This window comes from Streptomyces sp. MA5143a, from assembly GCF_900290235.1.
In the GTDB taxonomy this organism is placed as follows: Bacteria; Actinomycetota; Actinomycetes; order Streptomycetales; family Streptomycetaceae; genus Streptomyces.
Window position 1 is genome coordinate 331,884 of record NZ_OLMK01000026.1, and the last position, 18,584, is coordinate 350,467.

The following is an 18,584-nucleotide window of genomic DNA, read 5'->3' on the forward strand; positions in this document are numbered from 1 at the left end:
AGCAAGCCGGTCCCGGCCCACCGCCGTCGCCCCTTTCGTCTGACCCACAAACCCCCGCCGTCCCACTCTTCGGAAGCCCCCACAAACCCACCCCGCCCAGCCGGTTAGGCTGGCCCCGTGAAGGTCCTCGTCATCGGTAGCGGTGCCCGCGAGCACGCGCTGTGCCGTTCTCTGTCCCTCGACTCCGACGTCACCGCGCTCCACTGCGCCCCCGGCAACGCCGGCATCGCGGAGGTCGCCGAGCTGCACGCGGTGGACGCGCTGGACGGCGCCGCCGTGACCGCGCTGGCCACCCGACTGGAGGCCGACCTGGTGGTCGTGGGCCCGGAGGCCCCCCTGGTCGCGGGTGTCGCCGACGCCGTGCGCGAGGCGGGCATCCCGGTGTTCGGCCCCTCGGGGGAGGCCGCGCAGCTGGAGGGCTCCAAGGCCTTCGCCAAGGAGGTCATGGCCGGCGCGGGCGTGCCCACCGCGCGGTCGTACGTCTGCACCACCGCCCAGGAGATCGACGAGGCCCTCGACGCCTTCGGCGCCCCCTACGTCGTGAAGGACGACGGACTGGCCGCCGGCAAGGGCGTCGTCGTGACCCCGGACCTCGGCGCCGCCCGCGAGCACGCGCTGGCCTGCGGTCGCGTCGTCATCGAGGAGTTCCTGGACGGCCCCGAGGTCTCCCTCTTCGCGATCACCGACGGCACGACCGTCCTCCCGCTCCAGCCCGCCCAGGACTTCAAGCGCGCGCTGGACGGCGACGAGGGCCCCAACACCGGCGGCATGGGTGCGTACTCCCCCCTCCCCTGGGCCGACCCCAAGCTGGTCGACGAGGTCCTCCAGACCGTGCTTCAGCCGACCGTCGACGAGATGCGCCGCCGCGGCACCCCGTTCTCCGGCCTGCTCTACGCCGGTCTGGCGATCACCAGCCGGGGCGTACGGGTCATCGAGTTCAACGCCCGCTTCGGCGACCCGGAGACCCAGGTCGTCCTGGCCCGACTGAAGACCCCGCTGGCCGGTGTCCTCCTCGCCGCCGCCAACGGCTCCCTCGGCGACCTCGAACCCCTTCGCTGGAGCGACGACGCGGCCGTCACGGTGGTCGTGGCCTCGCACAACTACCCCGGCACCCCGCGCACCGGCGACCCCATCACCGGGCTCGACGAGGTGGCCGCCGTGGACGCGCCGCACGCGTACGTGCTGCACGCCGGGACCAGGCGCGACGGCGACGCCGTGGTCAGCGCGGGCGGACGCGTCCTGTCCGTCACGGCCACCGGCAAGGACCTCACCCAGGCCCGCGACCGCGCGTACACCGCCGTCGCCCGCATCGGCCTGGACGGCTCCCAGCACCGCTCGGACATCGCCGCGAAGGCGGCGGCCGAGGCCTGACAGACGGCCTGACAGACGGCCTGACAGACGTACCCGGGCTCTGCGCGGGGCACCTGACGCATCGCGTGACGGAGGTGCCGTGCGCGGCCCCCGAGCGCCGTGCGCCCCGCGCGTCCAAAGGCTCACGGTCCCCACTTGGCCACCCACCGGCCCCCCGTCACCCGCACCGGCCCCCCGTCACCCCCACCGGCCCCCCGTCACCCCCACCGAGCCCCCTCCCGAGCGCTCTCGGAGCCCTTGGAACCGCGGGCCCCTGGTCCCTCCCCGCTTCGATCACCTCTCCCCAAAGCCATTCCATCGAGTGACCGATGGGCCATCCGGCTGACGGGCGCCGAGGCCCCAACTAGGGTGCGGCGCAAGTGTTCCGGCACTTGGCCCACCGGCATTGCGATGTCAGTCGTGGGTGCCACAGTGGGGGAGTGAGCAACGTCAGGGCAGTCGGCGGCCACGACGCCGACGGGAAGCCGTCGCGGCGCACGCCGCACGGGACAGCAGGGGGTGACGTCGCATCGTGAGCGGTATGGCGGGTGGTGAGGAGGCGGGTGCGCGGGCAGCGCGCTCGCGGGCCCTCGCCGTGCTGCGCGTCCGCAGCCGCGCGTCGGCCGTGGCTCTGCTGCCGGCCGCCGTCGCGGTCGTCCTGGTGGCCGGCGTCTCCACCGGCCACCTCACCGGACCGTTCTGGTCCACGGCACGCTGGGTGGTCTCCGGCCTCGCCGCCCTCGTCCTGCTCGCCGCCGCCGGTATCGCGCTCGTCGTGGCCCGGGCCCGGCCCGCCGTGAGCCCCACCGTCCCGATCACCGAGGAAGCCGCGCCCGACCTCTACCGCCTGGTCCGCGACCTGGCGGACCGCCTCGACGTCCCCGCCCCCTCCGCGATAGCGCTCACCCCCGACTGCGACAGCTGGCTGGAGGACCGCACCCACCCGTCCCACACCTCACCCGGCAGCCACACCTCCACCGCATCGGCCGCCACCTCGCCCGGGACCTCGTCGGCCGCCACGTCACCGTCCGGCGGCACGTCGAGCGGGGCGTCGGGCGCCGCCGGCCCCGGCGGACGCGGTCCCGGCAGCGGCCACGAGACGGCCGACGCCCGAGAAGGGGCGTCCGGCGTCCCGACCGGGACCGGCGTCGCGCCCGGCATCCCCTCCGGCCTGTCCTCGCACCGCCGCCATCGTGCCCCCACCGCGCCCGTGCTGGTCATCGGCTCACCGTTCCTGTGGTGGATGCGGGTGGGGGAGCTACGGGCGGTGCTCGCCCCGGTCGTCGCGGGTACGGGCCCGTCGGCGCACCCGGACATAGCCGCGGCCCGCCGTTTCGTCCGCGGCCTGGACGCCGCCGTCGCCGTCAGCTCCGCCCCGACGCACGGTCCCCTCGTCCGTACGGTGCTGGCCGGCGTCGGCTGGGTGACCCGGCTGCTCCTGCGCGGCTGCCGGGCCCACGCGGCCGAGATGGAGCGCGGGGTGGCGGCCGCCGCGGCCGAGCGTGCACAGGCTGTGGACTACGGTCTGCGGATCGTCGCCCAGGAGCAGGTCGGACTGGCCTACGCCGGCTGGGACCGGCTTCTCACGCGCGTCGCGCTGCCCGCCTGGCGGATGGGACGCTGGCCGTCCCGTCTCGACGCGGGCGTCGTCGCCGCGCTCACGGAGCTGTCCCGCCGCGACCGCCTCGCCGAGGGCTTCGCCTCCCGGCTCGGCGAGCGCCCCGCCTGCGACCTCCTCGAAGAACCCGGCACGGTCGACGAGGCCGCGTCACTGCTCGCCGCGCGCCTCTTCCACGGCGGCCCCGCCGAGGCCGGCCGCGACTGGGCCCCGGTCGCCTGGAACGAGTACCCGGACGAGGTCGTCGACCGCAAATGGCGCACGGAGGCGGCCCGACTCCACCGCGTGCTCGACGCGCTGGGCGTCCACCGCACCACCGACCGCACCGGCCCCGACCAGACCGGCCCCGACCAGACCGGCCCCACCCTGGACCGCGTCCTGGACCACCTGACGGCACGGACAGGGTCCCCCGAGGCACGCCCCGACGGACAGCCGACCGGTCCCACGGCCACCGGCGCGCCGCACGACGCCACCCCAGCCCCCGCCACGGAACCGGCCCCCGAGCCGCAGCACCGAGACATACCCACCCCCGGTGCCACAGCCGAACTCCCGACCCCCACGCCCACCTCGGAAGCCGCCCCGGCCCTCACCCCCTCGGACGAGGACGACGAGCAGGGCCCCGCCACCGTGCAGGCCGCCGCGTTGGCCGCCGGGCTGACCGCGGAGCTGGCGAGGGAGGAGGCGGCGGCCCCCCGCCCCGCGGAGCAGCAGCCGGGCGGCGCCGAGGCGCAGGGCCCGGACCGGGCGCTGTGGGAGGACGGCCTGTTGCCGCTGTTCCCGATGCAGCCGCCCCGCACGGGCCGCGACCTGCTCGCCGAACACGTCGCCGCGATGGTCTGCTGCGCGGCGATGGACACGGCCGGCGCCACCCCGGGCCTCGACTGGCTGGACGGCCCCTCCCTCCTCGTCCACGGCGAACGGGCCTCCGACCTCACCCCCCGCGTCCTCACCCTCGTCGAGGACGGAGACCCGGACCCCCTCCGCGAGTGGCTCCGCAGACTCGGCGTCCGCCCCGAGAAGCCGGTCCGCCTGGTCTGACCGGCCTCCCCATCCGGAGCCCCGGTTTCCACTCTCATCAATTCGCGACGAACGGTGACGAAGCGCGTGCTCAATGTGATGTGCTGGGACCGTTCGCGTACGCGGCAGAGGCTTGTGACGGCTCACGGGGGCGAGGGAGGGGAGAACTCATGGGCACGGAGCACCGCGTCCGCCGCTGGGAGTCGGGCGCACTCGCACACGCCGTGACCGACCCCTTCGGCCAGGGCCCCGTTCCCTGGCTCCGGGGCAACGTGACGTACTTCGACGACACGGGCCAGGTCGTCCCCTGGTACGTGGACCAGGCGACGCTGCCGCCGAGCGGCAGGACCACCGAGCCCCGCATCCCCGCCCCGCGGTCGACGTCCGGCCCCCGCTCCGCCGACGACGTACGGCGCCAGATCAAAGGCTTCACCGCGACCGGTGCCGCCGCCCCCGGCGAGTCCATCGACTTCCACATCACCGTGGACCCGCCCCAGGAATTCGCTGTCGACATCTACCGCGTCGGCCACTACGGCGGCGACGGCGCCGCGAAGATCACCACCAGCCCCCGCCTGTCCGGCATCGTCCAGCCCCCGCCCCTGACCGCCGACCGCACGGTCTCCTGCCACCACTGGTGGCTGTCCTGGCGGCTGCAGATCCCGAGCTACTGGAACATCGGCGCGTACGTGGCGGTCCTGACCACCGCCGACGGCTACCGCTCCCACGTGCCGTTCACCGTCCGGGACGACCAGCCCGCCGACCTGCTGCTGCTGATGCCCGACATCACCTGGCAGGCGTACAACCTGTACCCGGAGGACGGCCGCACCGGCGCCAGCTTCTACCACGCCTGGGACGAGGACGGCCGGCTGCTCGGCGAGTCCCACGCCGCGACCACCGTCTCCTTCGACCGCCCGTACGCCGGCGCGGGCCTGCCCCTCCATGTGGGCCACGCCTACGACTTCATCCGCTGGGCCGAGCGCTACGGCTACGACATCGCCTACGCCGACGCCCGCGACCTGCACTCGGGCCGCGTCGACCCCACCCGCTACCGGGGGCTGGTCTTCCCCGGCCACGACGAGTACTGGTCCCCGCAGATGCGCCGCACCGCCGAGACCGCCCGGGACAGCGGGATCTCCCTGGTGTTCCTCTCCTCCAACACCATGTACTGGCAGGTGGAGTTGGGCCCGTCCCCGTCCGGTGTCCCCGACCGGCTCCTCACCTGCCGAAAACGCCGGGGCCCCGGAAAACCCGCACTGTGGCGCGAAATCGACCGCCCCGAGCAGCAGTTGATGGGCATCCAGTACGAGGGCCGGGTCCCCGAACCCCACCCCCTGGTCGTGCGCAACGCCGACCACTGGCTCTGGGACGCGACCGGCGCCCACGAGGGCGATGAGCTGCACGGCATGGTCGCCGGCGAGGCCGACCGCTACTTCCCCCGCACCGCGCTCCCCGAGCACCAGGGCCGCATCCTCCTCGCCCACTCCCCGTACCGGGACCCCGAAGGTGTCCTCCGCCACCAGGAGACCTCCCTCTACCGGGCCCCCTCCGGCGCCTGGGTCTTCGCATCCGGAACGTTCGCCTGGTCCCCCGCCCTGGACCGCCCCGGCCACGTCGACACCCGTATCCAGCGGGCCACGGCCAATCTCCTGGACCGCATCTGCAAACGGGACTGACCTCGTCCTCCGCAACGCGCCCGAACGCCCTCACCCGCACCCCTGGCCCAGACCGGTCGCCCCGATACGGGACAATCGAGCCACTTGGACATCACCACGGGGAGGAACCGTGTCCGGATTCGTAGAAAAGCCCGAGCCGATCCAGGTTCCGGGCCTGGTGCACCTGCACACCGGCAAGGTGCGCGAGCTGTACCAGAACGAGGCGGGCGACCTCGTGATGGTCGCCAGCGACCGAACGTCCGCGTTCGACTGGGTCCTGCCGACGGAGATCCCCGACAAGGGGCGCGTCCTCACGCAGCTGTCCCTGTGGTGGTTCGACCAGCTCGCCGACCTGGTCCCCAACCACGTCCTGAGCACCGAACTGCCCGAGGGCGCCCCCGCCGACTGGGCCGGCCGCACCCTCGTCTGCAAGTCCCTGCGGATGGTCCCGGTGGAGGCGGTCGCCCGCGGCTACCTCACCGGTTCGGGTCTCGCCGAGTACCGGGAGAGCCGTACGGTCTGCGGTCTCGCCCTGCCCGAGGGCCTGGTCGACGGCTCGGAGCTGCCCGCGCCGATCTTCACCCCCGCCACCAAGGCCGCGGTCGGCGAGCACGACGAGAACGTCAGCTACGAGGAGGTCGCCCGCCAGGTCGGCGCGGAGACCGCCGCCCAGCTGCGGCAGACCACTCTCGCCGTGTACAGCCGCGCCCGCTCCATCGCCCGCGACCGGGGCATCATCCTCGCCGACACCAAGTTCGAGTTCGGCTACGAGGACGACACCCTCGTCCTCGCCGACGAGGTCCTCACCCCCGACTCCTCCCGCTTCTGGCCCGCCGACCAGTGGGAGCCGGGCCGCGCCCAGCCGTCCTTCGACAAGCAGTTCGTCCGCGACTGGCTGACGTCCGCAGAGTCCGGCTGGGACCGGGCGAGCGAGCAGCCCCCGCCGCCGCTCCCGGAGGAGATCGTCACGGCCACCCGCGCCAAGTACGTGGAGGCGTACGAGCGTCTGACGGGCACGCGCTGGGCGTAAACGAACAAGGCCCCCGGGAAACCGGGGGCCTTTTCTGGAGCGGACGACGAGGCTCGAACTCGCGACCTCAACCTTGGCAAGGTTGCGCTCTACCAACTGAGCTACGTCCGCAGTGCGCCGTGGCGCGAGAGCAACTATACCCAACCTCGCTCCCGTGCGAGCCGTACCGCCGCGTGCCGGTTCTCCACCCCGAGCTTGGAGACGGCCGACGACAGATAGTTCCGTACGGTCCCCTGGGACAGCGCGGCCCGCTCGGCGATCTCCACGACGGGCGCCCCGTCGGCGGCCAGCTCCAGCACCTCCGCCTCGCGGGCGGTCAGCGGCGAGTCCCCGGAGGAGATCGCGTCGGCGGCCAACTCGGGGTCGACGTAACGGTTTCCCGCGTGCACGGTACGGATGATCTCCGCGAGCCGCTGGGCACTGACCGTCTTCGGTACGAACCCGCGCACACCCGCCTCAAGCGCCCGCTTCAGATGCCCCGGCCGGCCATGACCGGTGACGATCAGCACCCGGCAGCCGGGCAGCTCCGCCCGCAGCGATGTGGCCACCCTCACACCGTCCGCCCCCGGCATCTGCAGATCGAGCACGGCCACGTCCGGCTCGTGCGCCCGGGCCATCGCCAGTGCCTCCGGCCCGCTCGCCGCCTCGGCGACCACCAGCAGATCGTCCTCCAGGGCGAGCAACGCGGCCAGCGCCCCCCGGATCAGATGCTCGTCGTCGGCGAGCAGCAGCCGCACGGGCCGCCCCGCCTCCGGTACGGCCGTCACGACGCGACCTCCCGTACGGCGCCCGCCGCGGAGGTGACCGCGACGCCCCCGCCGACCGGACCCGGAGCGGTCTCCGGCGTCAGCGGCACCCGGGCCACCACCCGGAACGCCTCCCCGTCCACCGGTCCCGCCTCCAGCGTTCCGTCCACGATCGCGAGCCGCTCGCGTAGCCCGGCCAGCCCGGATCCGGCGGAGCGCTCCGCGACGGCACCCGCCGCCATCCGCTCCCCGTCCCCGTCGGCCGCCCGTATCCCGTCGTTCTCCACGGTCAGCACCACCTGCCCCTCCGTCACCTTCAACACCACCGTGCACTGACCGGCGTTCCCGTGCCGCAGCACGTTCGTCGTCCCCTCGCGCACCACCCAGGCGAGCGCGGACTGCACCTCGCCGGGCAGTCCGGCGGTGTTCGCCCGGTCGACCGAGCACGCGATGCCGGCCGCCTCCAGGACGCCCTGCGCACCCGCGAGTTCGATGCCGAGGTCCGCCTCGCGATAGCCGCGTACGACGTCCCGGACCTCCCGCTGCGATTCTTGCGCGATCCGCTGGACCTCGGTCATCTGGTCGACGGCCTCGGGCCGTTCGCGGCGGGCCAGCTGGACGGCCAGCTCGCTCTTGAGAGCGATGACCGCGAGGTTGCGTCCGATCACGTCGTGCAGATCGCGCCCGAACCGGAGCCGTTCCTCGGCGACGGCGAGCCGGGCGCGGGTCTCGCGGGCCTCGTCGAGTTCGTAGACGGCCTTGAGGAGCCAGACGGAGAAGACGGAGGTGAAGGCGAAGAAGGAGGTCCCGACCAGAACGGCGATCGTCGCGGCGAGCGCCTCGGACGCACTGCCGCCCACGACCAGGCTCATGACCGCGGTGCCCGCCGCGCAGCCCGCGCTCAGGTACAGAGCGCTCCGCCGTCTGCGCACGCCGAGCGAAATCATGCCTATGCCGAAGACCATGACGCCGGCCAACAGCCCGCCCAGCGCGGCGTCCGTCTCGTCGTCGCCCACCCGGCCGATCATCGCGCACACGACGATCCCGACCATCCCGCTGAACACGGCGAAGGCCCACATCAACCGGAGCGGCTGGTCACGGACGTCCCGCACCCAGTCGAGGGCCCGGGCCCCGGTCAGCGCGCCCAGCGCCGCGTGCCCGGCGAGCAGCGCGAACAGCCAGCCCGCCTGCGGCATCGGAACCTGCCCCAGCACCGGCAGCCCGAACGTGGCGACCTCGATCAGCGGGAACGAGTAGAACGACCACCGGGTGTACGTCTCCACCTTCGCCGGTGTGCTCTTCCCCCGCCACCATGCCCCAGGCCCCCGCATGGCCAACTCCCCTCATCGGCGCGGTTCCCAGCGGAACCACCGTCGTACAGCAAACACCGCGAGCACGGTCCAGGCCAGCGCGGTGGCGACGGCCCCCAGCGACTCGTACGCGGTGAGGTCGCCGGTCCAGCCGCCGCGCACCAGCGTGATGACCGGGGAGAGCGGCAGCAGCTCGCAGACGGACGCCACCCGGTCGGGCAGCACTTCGAGCGGGACGGTGACCCCGGAGCCGAGCAGCGACACGAACATCACCGGCAGGGTGGTCACCTGCGCGCTCTCGGCGGTACGGCTGAAGCTCGCCGTCACCGCGGCCAGCGCCACACACAGCACGATCCCCAACAGCACACCCAGCACGGCGAGGTGCGGCGCGGGCGGCGCCCCGAGATCCAGCAGGACCGTGCAGCCGACGGCGAGGAGCACGCACTGCGCGAACCCGATGCCGACGGCCGGCAGCGCGGCCCCGACCAGGATCTCCGGGTCCCGCAGCTCCCCGGTCCGCAGCCGCTTGAGCACCAGCTCCTCGCGGCGGACGACGTAGATGTTGGTGAGGGCGGCGTACACCGCGAACAGCAGGGAGAAGCCGACGGCGGCGGGCAGCATGACCGTGCCGACGCTGAGTCCCACCTCGTCCAGGTCCATCTGGTCGGTCGCCGACCGCACGCTGAGCGGCAGCAGCAGCGGCACCAGCACCGCGGTGACCAGCGTGGCCCGGCTGCGCCCGAGCAGGGTCAGCTCGGCGCGGGCGAGCGCGGTCATCCGGCCCTTCAGGGTCGTCCGGCCGGTGCCGGTGTCGGTGTCGGTCATGGTGCTCATGCGCTCACCCCGTCCTTGCGGGCCCTCGTGCCCGTCAGCGCCCTGTCGTCCGCCGCCGCGCCCGTACCGGCCCCCGTGCCGGTACGGGCCGCCGTCTCCCGCGCGATGCGCAGGAACGCCTCCTCCAGCGAGGCCGACCGCACTTCGAGCCGCCGGAGTTCGACCCGGGCCCGCTCCGCCCAGAGCAGCACCCCGGTGGCGGCCCGCTGGAGTTCGTGGGTGCGCAGCACCACCGCGCGTCCTTCGACGTCGTGTCCGGCGACGCCCAGTTCCCCGAGGGGCGGCAGGTCGCCGAGGAAGTAGCCGTCGGGCAGTTCGAAGGAGATCCGGGACGGCTGGGAGGCGGTCACCTCGGCCGGGGTGCCGGTCGCGGCGACGCTTCCCTCGTGGAGGATGGCGAGCCGGTCGGCGAGGCCCTCCGCCTCCTCCAGGTAGTGCGTGGTGAGGAGCACGGTCGTGCCCTGGTCGCGCAGGTCGCGGACGAGCGCCCAGGTGTCCTGGCGGCCCTCGGCGTCGAGGCCGGTGGTCGGCTCGTCGAGGAAGAGCACCTCGGGGCGGCCGAGGAGCGCGAGGGCGAGGTCCAGGCGCCGCTTCTCGCCGCCGGACAGCTGCTTGACCCGTACGCCGGCCCGGCGCCCGAGTCCGACGATCTCCAGGGCCTCCCCGACGGGCCGGGCGCCGCTGGTGCAGCCCGCCCACATCCTGACCGTCTCGGTGACGGTCAGCTCGGAGGGGAAGCCGCCTTCCTGGAGCATGACGCCGATACGGGGCCGGACGGCCGCGCGCTCGGTGTACGGGTCGTGGCCGAGGATCCGCACGCGTCCGCCGGACGCCGGGGCGAGGCCCTCCAGCAGCTCGACCGTGGAGGTCTTGCCGGCGCCGTTGGTGCCGAGAAGGGCGAAGAGTTCGCCCCGGCGTACGGAGAAGGTGATTCCCCGTACGGCTTCGAAACCGCCCCCGTACACGCGCCGCAGGTCGGTGACCTCGATCACGTCCTCGTGCCCGTTCGTTTTCATGCTTCCAGCGTCCCGGTGGTGCGGGCCGCGGAGCAGTGCGCGCTGTCATCGGTCGGCATGACAAATGTCAGGGGAAGATCGGGAACCGGGGCGAGCCGCAACCCGGGTGATCGGAACGCGGAAGATCTGGGAACGCACAAGACCCCGGTCCAGTGGACCGGGGTCTTGATTCAAGAGCGGACGACGAGGCTCGAACTCGCGACCTCAACCTTGGCAAGGTTGCGCTCTACCAACTGAGCTACGTCCGCATTGCCTCCGACCGGCTCCCACCGATCGGCGCGCAGACCACATTACCTGATCCAGAAGGATGGTTGGTAAGTGATCAGAGCGGGTGACAGGAATTGCACACTGCGCCTTCCCCCTGGAAGGAGGATGTTCTGCTACTGAACTACACCCGCGTGACTCCGGTGAGCCGGGCCTTTCGGCCTTGCCCCTCGGCGTGCTCCAGACTCTAGCTGATCCGCAGGGGTGCAACGCAAGTCGGTTCCCGCCGGGGGCCAAGTCCGCCACCCCCAGGGTCCGCTGACGGACACTGAGGGCCGGCCTCGGCAGGGTGCCCGACCCGGCACACCCCGCCGGGCCTCACCCGACCCGGATCACCCGGCGGCCTCGCCCGCCCTGGTCACCCGGCGCGGATCACCCGCCCCGGCTCACTGGGCGTCGGCGAACGCCTCGTAGACCTTCTTGGGGATCCGGCCGCGGGCCGGCACCTCCAGCTTGTTGGCCATGGCCCAGGCGCGGACGGCCGCGGGGTCCGGGGCCACCTGGGTCTGCTTGTAGGCCTTGCCCGACCTCGACCGCTTCCGCCCGGCCTCCACGTACGGCGCGAGCGCCTCACGCAGTTTCTCGGCGTTGGCCTCGTTGAGGTCGATCTCGTACGACTTGCCGTCGAGTCCGAAGGCGATCGTCTCCGCCGCTTCCGAGCCGTCGATGTCGTCGGAGAGAGTGACCACGACACGCTGCGCCACGAATATCGGTCCCTTCGTGTGACATCTCTCCGCTGACGTGCCCTTACGTCCCGGTGATGTCGTCTGTCCGGCGGTTAATTGGGCAAAGTATCGGCTATTGCCAATTCATTTGTACAGGTCCCCGCATTGCATTGTGAAGACAGACTTAATCCGCTGGCGTGTCCGTCGCGCAATAGGGTCGGGGGATCTTTCCCGGAAGTTTTCACGAAGAGGATCACCCGATACCGGATCGTGACCGCCATCACCAGGAATGTCTGTAGATTCCTACGAATCTACTCGCGTAGAAATTTTGTGCGGGTAGTCTGAAGGGACCTGCTCAGCACCACACACCGGGAGTGCCAGTGGCACGCGTCGTAGTCGACGTCATGCTCAAGCCGGAGATCCTCGACCCCCAGGGCCAGGCGGTGCAGCGCGCGCTGCCGCGCCTCGGTTTCGAGGGCGTCTCCGACGTACGTCAGGGAAAGCGATTCGAACTGGAAGTGGACGGACCGGTGGACGACGCCGCGCTCGCCCGCATCCATGAACTGGCGGAATCCTTCCTCGCCAACACCGTGATCGAAGACTTCACCGTGAAGGTGGAGGAAGTCGTGGAGGCAGGAAAGTGACCGCACGTATTGGCGTCGTCACTTTTCCCGGCAGCCTCGACGACCGCGACACCCAGCGCGCGATCCGGCTGGCGGGTGCCGAGCCCGTCGCCCTGTGGCACAAGGACAAGGACCTCCACCAGGTCGACGCCGTGGTGCTGTGCGGCGGTTTCTCCTACGGCGACTATCTGCGCGCCGGAGCCATCGCGCGCTTCTCGCCGGTGATGGAGACCCTCATCGAGCAGGCGAAGGCCGGACTGCCGGTCCTCGGTATCTGCAACGGCTTCCAGATCCTCACCGAGGCCCACCTCCTGCCCGGCACGATGCTGCGCAACGACCACCTGCACTTCATCTGCCGCGACCAGAAGCTGCGGGTGGAGAACGCCGAGACCTCCTGGACCACCGACTACACGGCCGGCCAGGAGATCCACATCCCGCTGAAGAACAACGACGGGCAGTACGTCGCCGACGAGTACACCCTCGACAAGCTGGAGGCCGAGGGCCGGGTCGCGTTCCGCTACCTCGACTTCAACCCCAACGGCTCCCAGCGGGACATCGCCGGCGTCACCAACGAGGCCGGCAACGTCGTGGGCCTGATGCCGCACCCGGAGCACGCCGTGGAGCCGCTCATCGGCACCGGCCGCACCGACGGCCTCCCCTTCTTCACCTCGATCCTCAAGAAGCTGGTCAACGCATGAGCCGGACGCCTCTGGACACGGTCGAGCACGCGGCCGCGACCCCCGACGTCGAGCTGCCCTGGGCCGAACTGGGCCTGAAGAAGGACGAGTACGAGAGGGTCGTCGAGATCCTCGGCCGCCGCCCCACCGGCGCGGAGCTGGCCATGTACTCCGTCATGTGGTCCGAGCACTGCTCGTACAAGTCGTCGAAGGTGCACCTGCGCCAGTTCGGCGAGAAGGCGCCCCAGTCGGACGCCCTCCTCGTCGGCATCGGTGAGAACGCCGGCGTCGTCGACGTCGGCCAGGGCTACGCGGTCACCTTCAAGGTCGAGTCGCACAACCACCCCTCCTACGTCGAGCCCTACCAGGGCGCGGCCACGGGCGTCGGCGGCATCGTCCGCGACATCATCGCCATGGGCGCCCGCCCGGTCGCCGTGGTCGACCCGCTGCGCTTCGGCGCGGCCGACCACCCCGACACCAAGCGCGTCCTGCCGGGCGTCGTCGCGGGCATCGGCGGCTACGGCAACTGCCTGGGCCTGCCCAACATCGGCGGCGAGGTCGTCTTCGACGCCTGCTACCAGGGCAACCCGCTGGTCAACGCCGGTGCCATCGGCGTCATGCGGCACGAGGACATCCACCTCGCGAAGGCCTCCGGCGCCGGCAACAAGGTCATCCTCTACGGGGCCCGCACCGGCGGCGACGGCATCGGCGGCGCCTCCATCCTGGCCTCCGAGACCTTCGACGACGCCAAGCCCTCCAAGCGCCCCGCCGTCCAGGTCGGCGACCCCTTCCAGGAGAAGCTCCTCATCGAGTGCACCCTGGAGGCGTTCAAGGAGAAGCTGGTCGTCGGTATCCAGGACCTCGGCGCGGCGGGCCTGTCCTGCGCGACGAGCGAGCTGGCGTCGAACGGCTCCGGCGGCATGCGCGTCACCCTCGACGACGTACCGCTGCGCGACTCCACGCTCTCGCCCGAGGAGATCCTCATGAGCGAGTCGCAGGAACGCATGTGCGCGGTCGTCGAGCCCGACAAGGTCGACCGCTTCCTGGAGATCTGCGACAAGTGGGACGTCATCGCCACCGTCATCGGTGAGGTGACCGACGGCGACCGCCTGGAGATCTTCTGGCACGGCGGCAAGATCGTCGACGTCGACCCGCGCACCGTCGCGCACGACGGCCCGGTCTACGAGCGCCCCTACGCCCGCCCCGACTGGCAGGACGCGCTCCAGGCGGACGACGCGAACAAGCTGCCCCGGCCGGAGACCGGCGAGGAGCTGCGCGAGCAGGTCCTGAAGCTGGTCGCCTCCCCGAACCAGGCCTCGAAGTCCTGGATCACCTCCCAGTACGACCACTTCGTGCAGGGCAACACGGTGCTGGCCCAGCCCGAGGACTCGGGCATGATCCGCGTCGACGAGTCGACCGGCCTGGGCGTCGCCATCGCCACCGACGGCAACGGCCGCTACGCCAAGCTGGACCCCTACCACGGCGCCCAGCTGGCCCTGGCGGAGGCGTACCGCAATGTCGCCACCACCGGTGCCAAGCCGCTCGCCGTCTCCGACTGCCTGAACTTCGGCTCGCCCGAGGACCCGGCGGTCATGTGGCAGTTCGCGGAGGCCGTCCGCGGTCTGGCGGACGCGTGCCAGCAGCTGGGCACCCCGGTGACCGGCGGCAACGTCTCGCTCTACAACCAGACGGGCGAGGTCGCCATCCACCCGACGCCGGTCGTGGCCGTCCTCGGCGTCATCGACGACGTGGCCCGCCGCACGCCGGTCGCCTTCCAGGAGGAGGGGCAGCTGCTCTACCTCCTCGGCGACACCCGCGAGGAGTTCGGCGGCTCGGCCTGGTCCCAGGTCGTCCACGACCACCTCGGCGGTCTGCCCCCGCAGGTCGACCTGGAGCGCGAGCGCCTGCTGGCCGAGATCCTGATCTCCGCCTCCCGCGACGGCATGATCGACTCCGCGCACGACCTGTCCGATGGCGGCCTCATCCAGGCGGTCGTCGAGTCGGCCCTGCTCGGCGGCAAGGGCGCCCGCCTGATCGTCCCCGACGGTCTGGACGCCTTCACCTTCCTGCTCTCCGAGTCGGCCGGCCGCGCCGTCGTGGCCGTCCCCCGCTCGGAGGAGGTCCGCTTCAACGACATGTGCGGCGCCCGGGGCCTCCCGGTCACCCGCATCGGCGTCGTCGACGGCGACACCGTCGACATCCAGGGCGAGTTCACCCTCACCCTGGAGGAGCTGCGCACGGCACACGAGGGCACGATCCCGGCACTGCTGGCGTAACCCCCTGCGCCGTACGAACCCCGCCCGGCTGTCCGGGCGGGGCCTTCGTACGGGCGCGGTCAGAGGGGCGGAGCCCCCTTCCGGGCGTGCGTCGACCACGTCACCGCCGGCCGGGACCGCGAGGACATCACGTTCCCCACCCCCTCCGGCCTCCCCTCCGCATAGGCTCCCCACCATGCCCCCGGCCAGGAAACGCCCCCGCGCCTACGACCCCGCCAAGACCCGCCAGGCCGTGCTGGCCCAGTTCGCGACCGTACGACAGGCGGTGACCGCGCTCGGCCCGGAGCAGCTCGCGCTGCCCACCCGGCTCGGGGAGTGGACCGTACGGGACCTGGCCGCGCACCTCACCATGGCCGTGGAGAGCGTGAGCCGGGCGCTGGACCGGCCCGAACCGGCGAAGGCGGAGGTCGGCCCCCTCGACTACGGCGCGGCCACCGCTCCCTTCGCCGACGCCGTCGACGAGGGCAGCCGCGCCCTGGCCGAGGCCCACCCGGACCTCGGCGCCCTCTACGCCGAGACGGAGCGCCGGCTCACCGAGCGGCTCGCCGCCACCCCGGACGACCGGATCGTCGACACCCGCGCCGGCGCCATGTCCCTCGCCGGCTACCTGGTCACCCGCACCGTCGAGCTCGTCGTCCACACCGACGACCTGAACGCCGCCGTCCCCGGCCTCGACCTGCCCTTCGACCGCCACGCCCTCGCCACCTGCGTCCGGCTGCTCGCCGACACCCTGGCCGCGCGGGCCCCCGGCGGCTCGACGGAGGTGCGGATCCCGCCGTACGCCGTCGTGCAGTGCGTGGAGGGGCCGAGGCACACCCGCGGCACCCCGCCGAACGTCGTCGAGACCGACCCGCTGACCTGGGTCCGCCTGGCCACCGGCCGCCTGGAGTGGGCCACCGCCCTCGACGAGGCGAAGGTCAGTGCCGGCGGCGAGCGGGCCGACCTGAGCGCGCTGCTCCCCCTGCTGAGCTGAACCGCCCTCGAACAACCAGGTGGAACCGCCCACGCACCCCACCCGTCCCACCGGCATGGACAAGCAGCGACTGACCCGCACCGCCCTGCCCCTGGCAGCCCTGACCCTGTTCCCGCTCCTCGCGGCCTGCGGCACCGAGTCCGGTACCGGCGCCGGCAGCGGCTCCGTGGGACCGGGCGCCAAGGAGTCGGTCACCGGGGTCCACTGGACGGTCGACAGCCTCACGGTGGACGGGAAGACCACCAAGGCCCCCGACGGCGCCTATCTGAAGATCGACGACAACGGCGAGGTCAACGGCAACTACGGCTGCAACACCTTCGGCTCGACCGCCGACTTCAAGGACGACTCCGTCGACTTCGAGATCGCCCGGTCCACGGAGATGGCCTGCGGCGACGCCCCCATGAAGTTCGAGAAGAGCTTCTCCCGCACCCTCGACACCGGGACGTTCAAGGCCAGGGCCACCGACGGCGGACTCACCCTCACCACGGCCGACGGCGACACCGTGCGGCTCAGTGAGGAGAAGCCCGCCGAGCTGTACGGCACCAAGTGGCGCGTCGACTCGCTCATGGACCACGACGTCGCCCAGTCCCTCCCCGGGGAGGCCGAAGGCAAGGCCTGGTTCACCTTCGACAAGAAGAAGGGCACCCTCAGCGGCAGCCTCGGCTGCAACGAGGTCACCGCGGAGGCGACGGTGAGCAAGGGCGAGATCACCCTCGGCCACGCGCGCACCACCCGCAAGATGTGCTCCGACTCACTCATGGCCGCCGAGCGGACCCTCCTCGGCCTCTTCAAGGGCACGGTGGAGTATCGGATCGATCACCGCAGTATCACGCTGACCAGCGAAAACGACCTGGGTGTCGGTGCGGTCGCCGACAAGTGACCTGCGGCGGCAAGCAGTCGGGACCGGCGGTGGGCGAGATCTGCGGATTCGGACCGGTGCGCGATCTCGCCTACACTCGGTTGCGTGCCACGTGGTGACGGACGACTCAACCACGACCTTCTCCCCGGCGAGAAAGGCCCCCAGGACGCGTGTGGCGTCTTCGGTGTCTGGGCCCCGGGCGAAGAGGTCGCCAAGCTCACGTACTTCGGGCTCTACGCCCTCCAGCATCGGGGCCAGGAATCCGCGGGTATCGCGGTCAGCAACGGCTCCCAGATCCTCGTCTTCAAGGACATGGGCCTCGTGTCCCAGGTCTTCGACGAGACCTCGCTCGGTTCCCTCCAAGGTCACATCGCGGTCGGTCACGCCCGCTACTCGACCACCGGCGCCTCCGTCTGGGAGAACGCCCAGCCCACGTTCCGTGCCACCGCGCACGGTTCCATCGCCCTCGGCCACAACGGCAACCTGGTCAACACGGCCCAGCTCGCCGAGATGGTCGCCGACCTGCCCAAGCAGGAGGGCCGTACGCCGCGTGTCGCGGCGACCAACGACACCGACCTGCTCACCGCGCTCCTCGCGGCCCAGGTCGACGAGGACGGCAAGCCGCTGACGATCGAGGAGGGGGCCCACGCGGTCCTCCCACAGGTCCGCGGCGCCTTCTCCCTCGTCTTCATGGACGAGCACACCCTGTACGCCGCGCGTGACCCGCAGGGCATCCGCCCGCTGGTCCTCGGCCGGCTGGAGCGCGGCTGGGTCGTCGCCTCCGAGTCCGCCGCCCTCGACATCTGCGGTGCCTCCTACGTCCGCGAGATCGAGCCGGGCGAGTTCATCGCCATCGACGAGAACGGACTGCGCAGTTCCCGCTTCGCGGAAGCGAAGCCCAAGGGCTGTGTCTTCGAGTATGTGTACCTGGCCCGCCCGGACACCGACATCGCCGGCCGGAACGTGTACCTCTCCCGCGTGGAGATGGGCCGAAAGCTGGCCAAGGAAGCCCCCGTCGAGGCGGACCTCGTCATAGCGACCCCGGAGTCCGGCACGCCGGCCGCCATCGGCTACGCGGAGGCCTCGGGCATCCCGTTCGGTGCGGGTCTGGTGAAGAACGCCTACGTCGGACGTACGTTCATCCAGCCCTCGCAGACGATCCGCCAGCTCGGTATCCGGCTGAAGCTGAACCCGCTGAAGGAAGTCATCAAGGGCAAGCGCCTGGTGGTCGTCGACGACTCGATCGTCCGCGGCAACACCCAGCGCGCACTGGTCCGGATGCTCCGCGAGGCCGGGGCGGCCGAGGTCCACATCCGGATCTCCTCCCCGCCCGTGAAGTGGCCCTGCTTCTTCGGCATCGACTTCGCCACCCGCGCCGAGCTCATCGCCAACGGCATGACGATCGACGAGATCGGCACCTCCCTGGGCGCCGACTCCCTGGCGTACATCTCCATCGACGGCATGATCGAGGCGACCACGATCGCCAAGCCGAACCTCTGCCGTGCCTGCTTCGACGGCGAGTACCCGATGGAACTGCCGGACCCCGAGCTCCTCGGCAAGCAGCTCCTGGAGACCGAGCTGGCCGCCGGGCCCGCCGCCACGGCCGCGGCCGACGCGATCCGTCGCCCGTAGTCCGCCGCCCCCTGCTCACCCGCAGTACGACACGAAGGTTCT

Annotated in this window: 15 protein-coding genes and 3 tRNA genes; 10 read left to right on the top strand and 8 right to left on the bottom strand. The window is 71.9% G+C overall.

Translation table 11 applies throughout. The features are described 5' to 3' along the window. The first annotated feature begins 117 nt into the window (after window positions 1–117). The 4 genes from purD (at window position 118) to SMA5143A_RS13310 (ending at window position 6,667) form a co-directional block, all read left to right on the top strand. Window positions 118–1,371: a phosphoribosylamine--glycine ligase gene (purD, locus tag SMA5143A_RS13295; protein ID WP_107463123.1), complete on the top strand. Its 1,254-nt coding sequence runs from the start codon at window positions 118–120 to the stop codon at window positions 1,369–1,371. 520 nt (window positions 1,372–1,891) lie between these two features. Further along, window positions 1,892–4,006: a hypothetical protein gene (locus SMA5143A_RS13300; RefSeq protein ID WP_107463124.1), complete on the top strand. Its 2,115-nt coding sequence runs from the start codon at window positions 1,892–1,894 to the stop codon at window positions 4,004–4,006. A 149-nt stretch (window positions 4,007–4,155) separates the two neighbouring features. After that, entirely contained in the window at window positions 4,156–5,658 is a 1,503-nt protein-coding gene (locus SMA5143A_RS13305; RefSeq protein ID WP_107463125.1) for a N,N-dimethylformamidase beta subunit family domain-containing protein, read from the top strand. Window positions 5,659–5,767: 109 nt separating this feature from the next. Next, complete coding sequence (locus tag SMA5143A_RS13310) at window positions 5,768–6,667, top strand: phosphoribosylaminoimidazolesuccinocarboxamide synthase (protein ID WP_107463126.1); 900 nt, start codon at window positions 5,768–5,770, stop codon at window positions 6,665–6,667. Between the two features lie 35 nt (window positions 6,668–6,702). Here SMA5143A_RS13310 and SMA5143A_RS13315 read toward each other — a convergent pair. From SMA5143A_RS13315 to SMA5143A_RS13350, 8 genes are all read right to left on the bottom strand, one after another. Beyond that, window positions 6,703–6,778, bottom strand: a tRNA-Gly gene (locus SMA5143A_RS13315). 23 nt (window positions 6,779–6,801) lie between these two features. Then, entirely contained in the window at window positions 6,802–7,434 is a 633-nt protein-coding gene (locus SMA5143A_RS13320) for a response regulator transcription factor (RefSeq protein WP_180303690.1), read from the bottom strand. Continuing rightward, window positions 7,431–8,744, bottom strand: coding sequence for a sensor histidine kinase (locus tag SMA5143A_RS13325; RefSeq protein ID WP_107463127.1), 1,314 nt, complete (start codon window positions 8,742–8,744; stop codon window positions 7,431–7,433). The genes SMA5143A_RS13320 and SMA5143A_RS13325 overlap by 4 nt, the downstream gene beginning before the upstream one ends. A 12-nt stretch (window positions 8,745–8,756) precedes the next feature. Next, complete coding sequence (locus SMA5143A_RS13330; RefSeq protein WP_107463128.1) at window positions 8,757–9,557, bottom strand: ABC transporter permease; 801 nt, start codon at window positions 9,555–9,557, stop codon at window positions 8,757–8,759. Continuing rightward, a complete protein-coding gene (locus tag SMA5143A_RS13335; protein ID WP_107463129.1) occupies window positions 9,554–10,573 on the bottom strand; it encodes an ABC transporter ATP-binding protein in 1,020 nt (339 codons plus the stop codon). Before SMA5143A_RS13335 ends, SMA5143A_RS13330 begins: the two co-directional genes overlap by 4 nt. Window positions 10,574–10,748: 175 nt before the next feature. Next, window positions 10,749–10,821 (bottom strand) — tRNA-Gly (locus SMA5143A_RS13340). Window positions 10,822–10,899: 78 nt separating this feature from the next. Then, window positions 10,900–10,971 (bottom strand) — tRNA-Gly (locus SMA5143A_RS13345). Between the two features lie 252 nt (window positions 10,972–11,223). After that, window positions 11,224–11,541 carry a histone-like nucleoid-structuring protein Lsr2 gene (locus tag SMA5143A_RS13350; protein WP_055514058.1) on the bottom strand — a complete coding sequence of 106 codons (318 nt, stop codon included), beginning with the start codon at window positions 11,539–11,541 and terminating at the stop codon, window positions 11,224–11,226. A 341-nt stretch (window positions 11,542–11,882) separates the two neighbouring features. Between SMA5143A_RS13350 and purS the strand changes: the two genes are divergently transcribed. From purS to purF, 6 genes are all read left to right on the top strand, one after another. Then, a complete protein-coding gene (gene purS / locus SMA5143A_RS13355) occupies window positions 11,883–12,146 on the top strand; it encodes a phosphoribosylformylglycinamidine synthase subunit PurS (protein WP_055514060.1) in 264 nt (87 codons plus the stop codon). Continuing rightward, window positions 12,143–12,823 carry a phosphoribosylformylglycinamidine synthase subunit PurQ gene (purQ, locus tag SMA5143A_RS13360; RefSeq protein ID WP_055539135.1) on the top strand — a complete coding sequence of 227 codons (681 nt, stop codon included), beginning with the start codon at window positions 12,143–12,145 and terminating at the stop codon, window positions 12,821–12,823. Before purS ends, purQ begins: the two co-directional genes overlap by 4 nt. Beyond that, on the top strand, window positions 12,820–15,078 hold the full coding sequence (gene purL / locus SMA5143A_RS13365) for a phosphoribosylformylglycinamidine synthase subunit PurL (protein WP_107463130.1): 2,259 nt from the start codon (window positions 12,820–12,822) through the stop codon (window positions 15,076–15,078). Before purQ ends, purL begins: the two co-directional genes overlap by 4 nt. Before the next feature lie 175 nt (window positions 15,079–15,253). Next, window positions 15,254–16,051, top strand: a complete 798-nt coding sequence (locus tag SMA5143A_RS13370; RefSeq protein ID WP_107463131.1) for a maleylpyruvate isomerase family mycothiol-dependent enzyme — start codon at window positions 15,254–15,256, stop codon at window positions 16,049–16,051. A 55-nt stretch (window positions 16,052–16,106) separates the two neighbouring features. After that, window positions 16,107–16,931, top strand: coding sequence for an META domain-containing protein (locus SMA5143A_RS13375; protein WP_107463132.1), 825 nt, complete (start codon window positions 16,107–16,109; stop codon window positions 16,929–16,931). An 84-nt stretch (window positions 16,932–17,015) separates the two neighbouring features. After that, window positions 17,016–18,542 (top strand): amidophosphoribosyltransferase, encoded by a 1,527-nt coding sequence (purF, locus tag SMA5143A_RS13380; protein ID WP_055536680.1) that lies wholly within the window; start codon window positions 17,016–17,018, stop codon window positions 18,540–18,542. The last annotated feature ends 42 nt before the right edge of the window (window positions 18,543–18,584 follow it).

Excerpts from the sequence above, each read along its gene's own strand:
- SMA5143A_RS13375 (WP_107463132.1), top strand. The coding sequence starts at position 16,107 with ATGGACAAGCAGCGACTGACCCGCACCGCCCTGCCCCTGGCAGCCCTG.
- SMA5143A_RS13300 (WP_107463124.1), top strand. The coding sequence starts at position 1,892 with ATGGCGGGTGGTGAGGAGGCGGGTGCGCGGGCAGCGCGCTCGCGGGCC.
- SMA5143A_RS13335 (WP_107463129.1), bottom strand. The coding sequence starts at position 10,573 with ATGAAAACGAACGGGCACGAGGACGTGATCGAGGTCACCGACCTGCGG.
- SMA5143A_RS13305 (WP_107463125.1), top strand. The coding sequence starts at position 4,156 with ATGGGCACGGAGCACCGCGTCCGCCGCTGGGAGTCGGGCGCACTCGCA.
- SMA5143A_RS13325 (WP_107463127.1), bottom strand. The coding sequence starts at position 8,744 with ATGCGGGGGCCTGGGGCATGGTGGCGGGGGAAGAGCACACCGGCGAAG.
- SMA5143A_RS13330 (WP_107463128.1), bottom strand. The coding sequence starts at position 9,557 with ATGAGCACCATGACCGACACCGACACCGGCACCGGCCGGACGACCCTG.
- purL (WP_107463130.1), top strand. The coding sequence starts at position 12,820 with ATGAGCCGGACGCCTCTGGACACGGTCGAGCACGCGGCCGCGACCCCC.
- SMA5143A_RS13370 (WP_107463131.1), top strand. The coding sequence starts at position 15,254 with ATGCCCCCGGCCAGGAAACGCCCCCGCGCCTACGACCCCGCCAAGACC.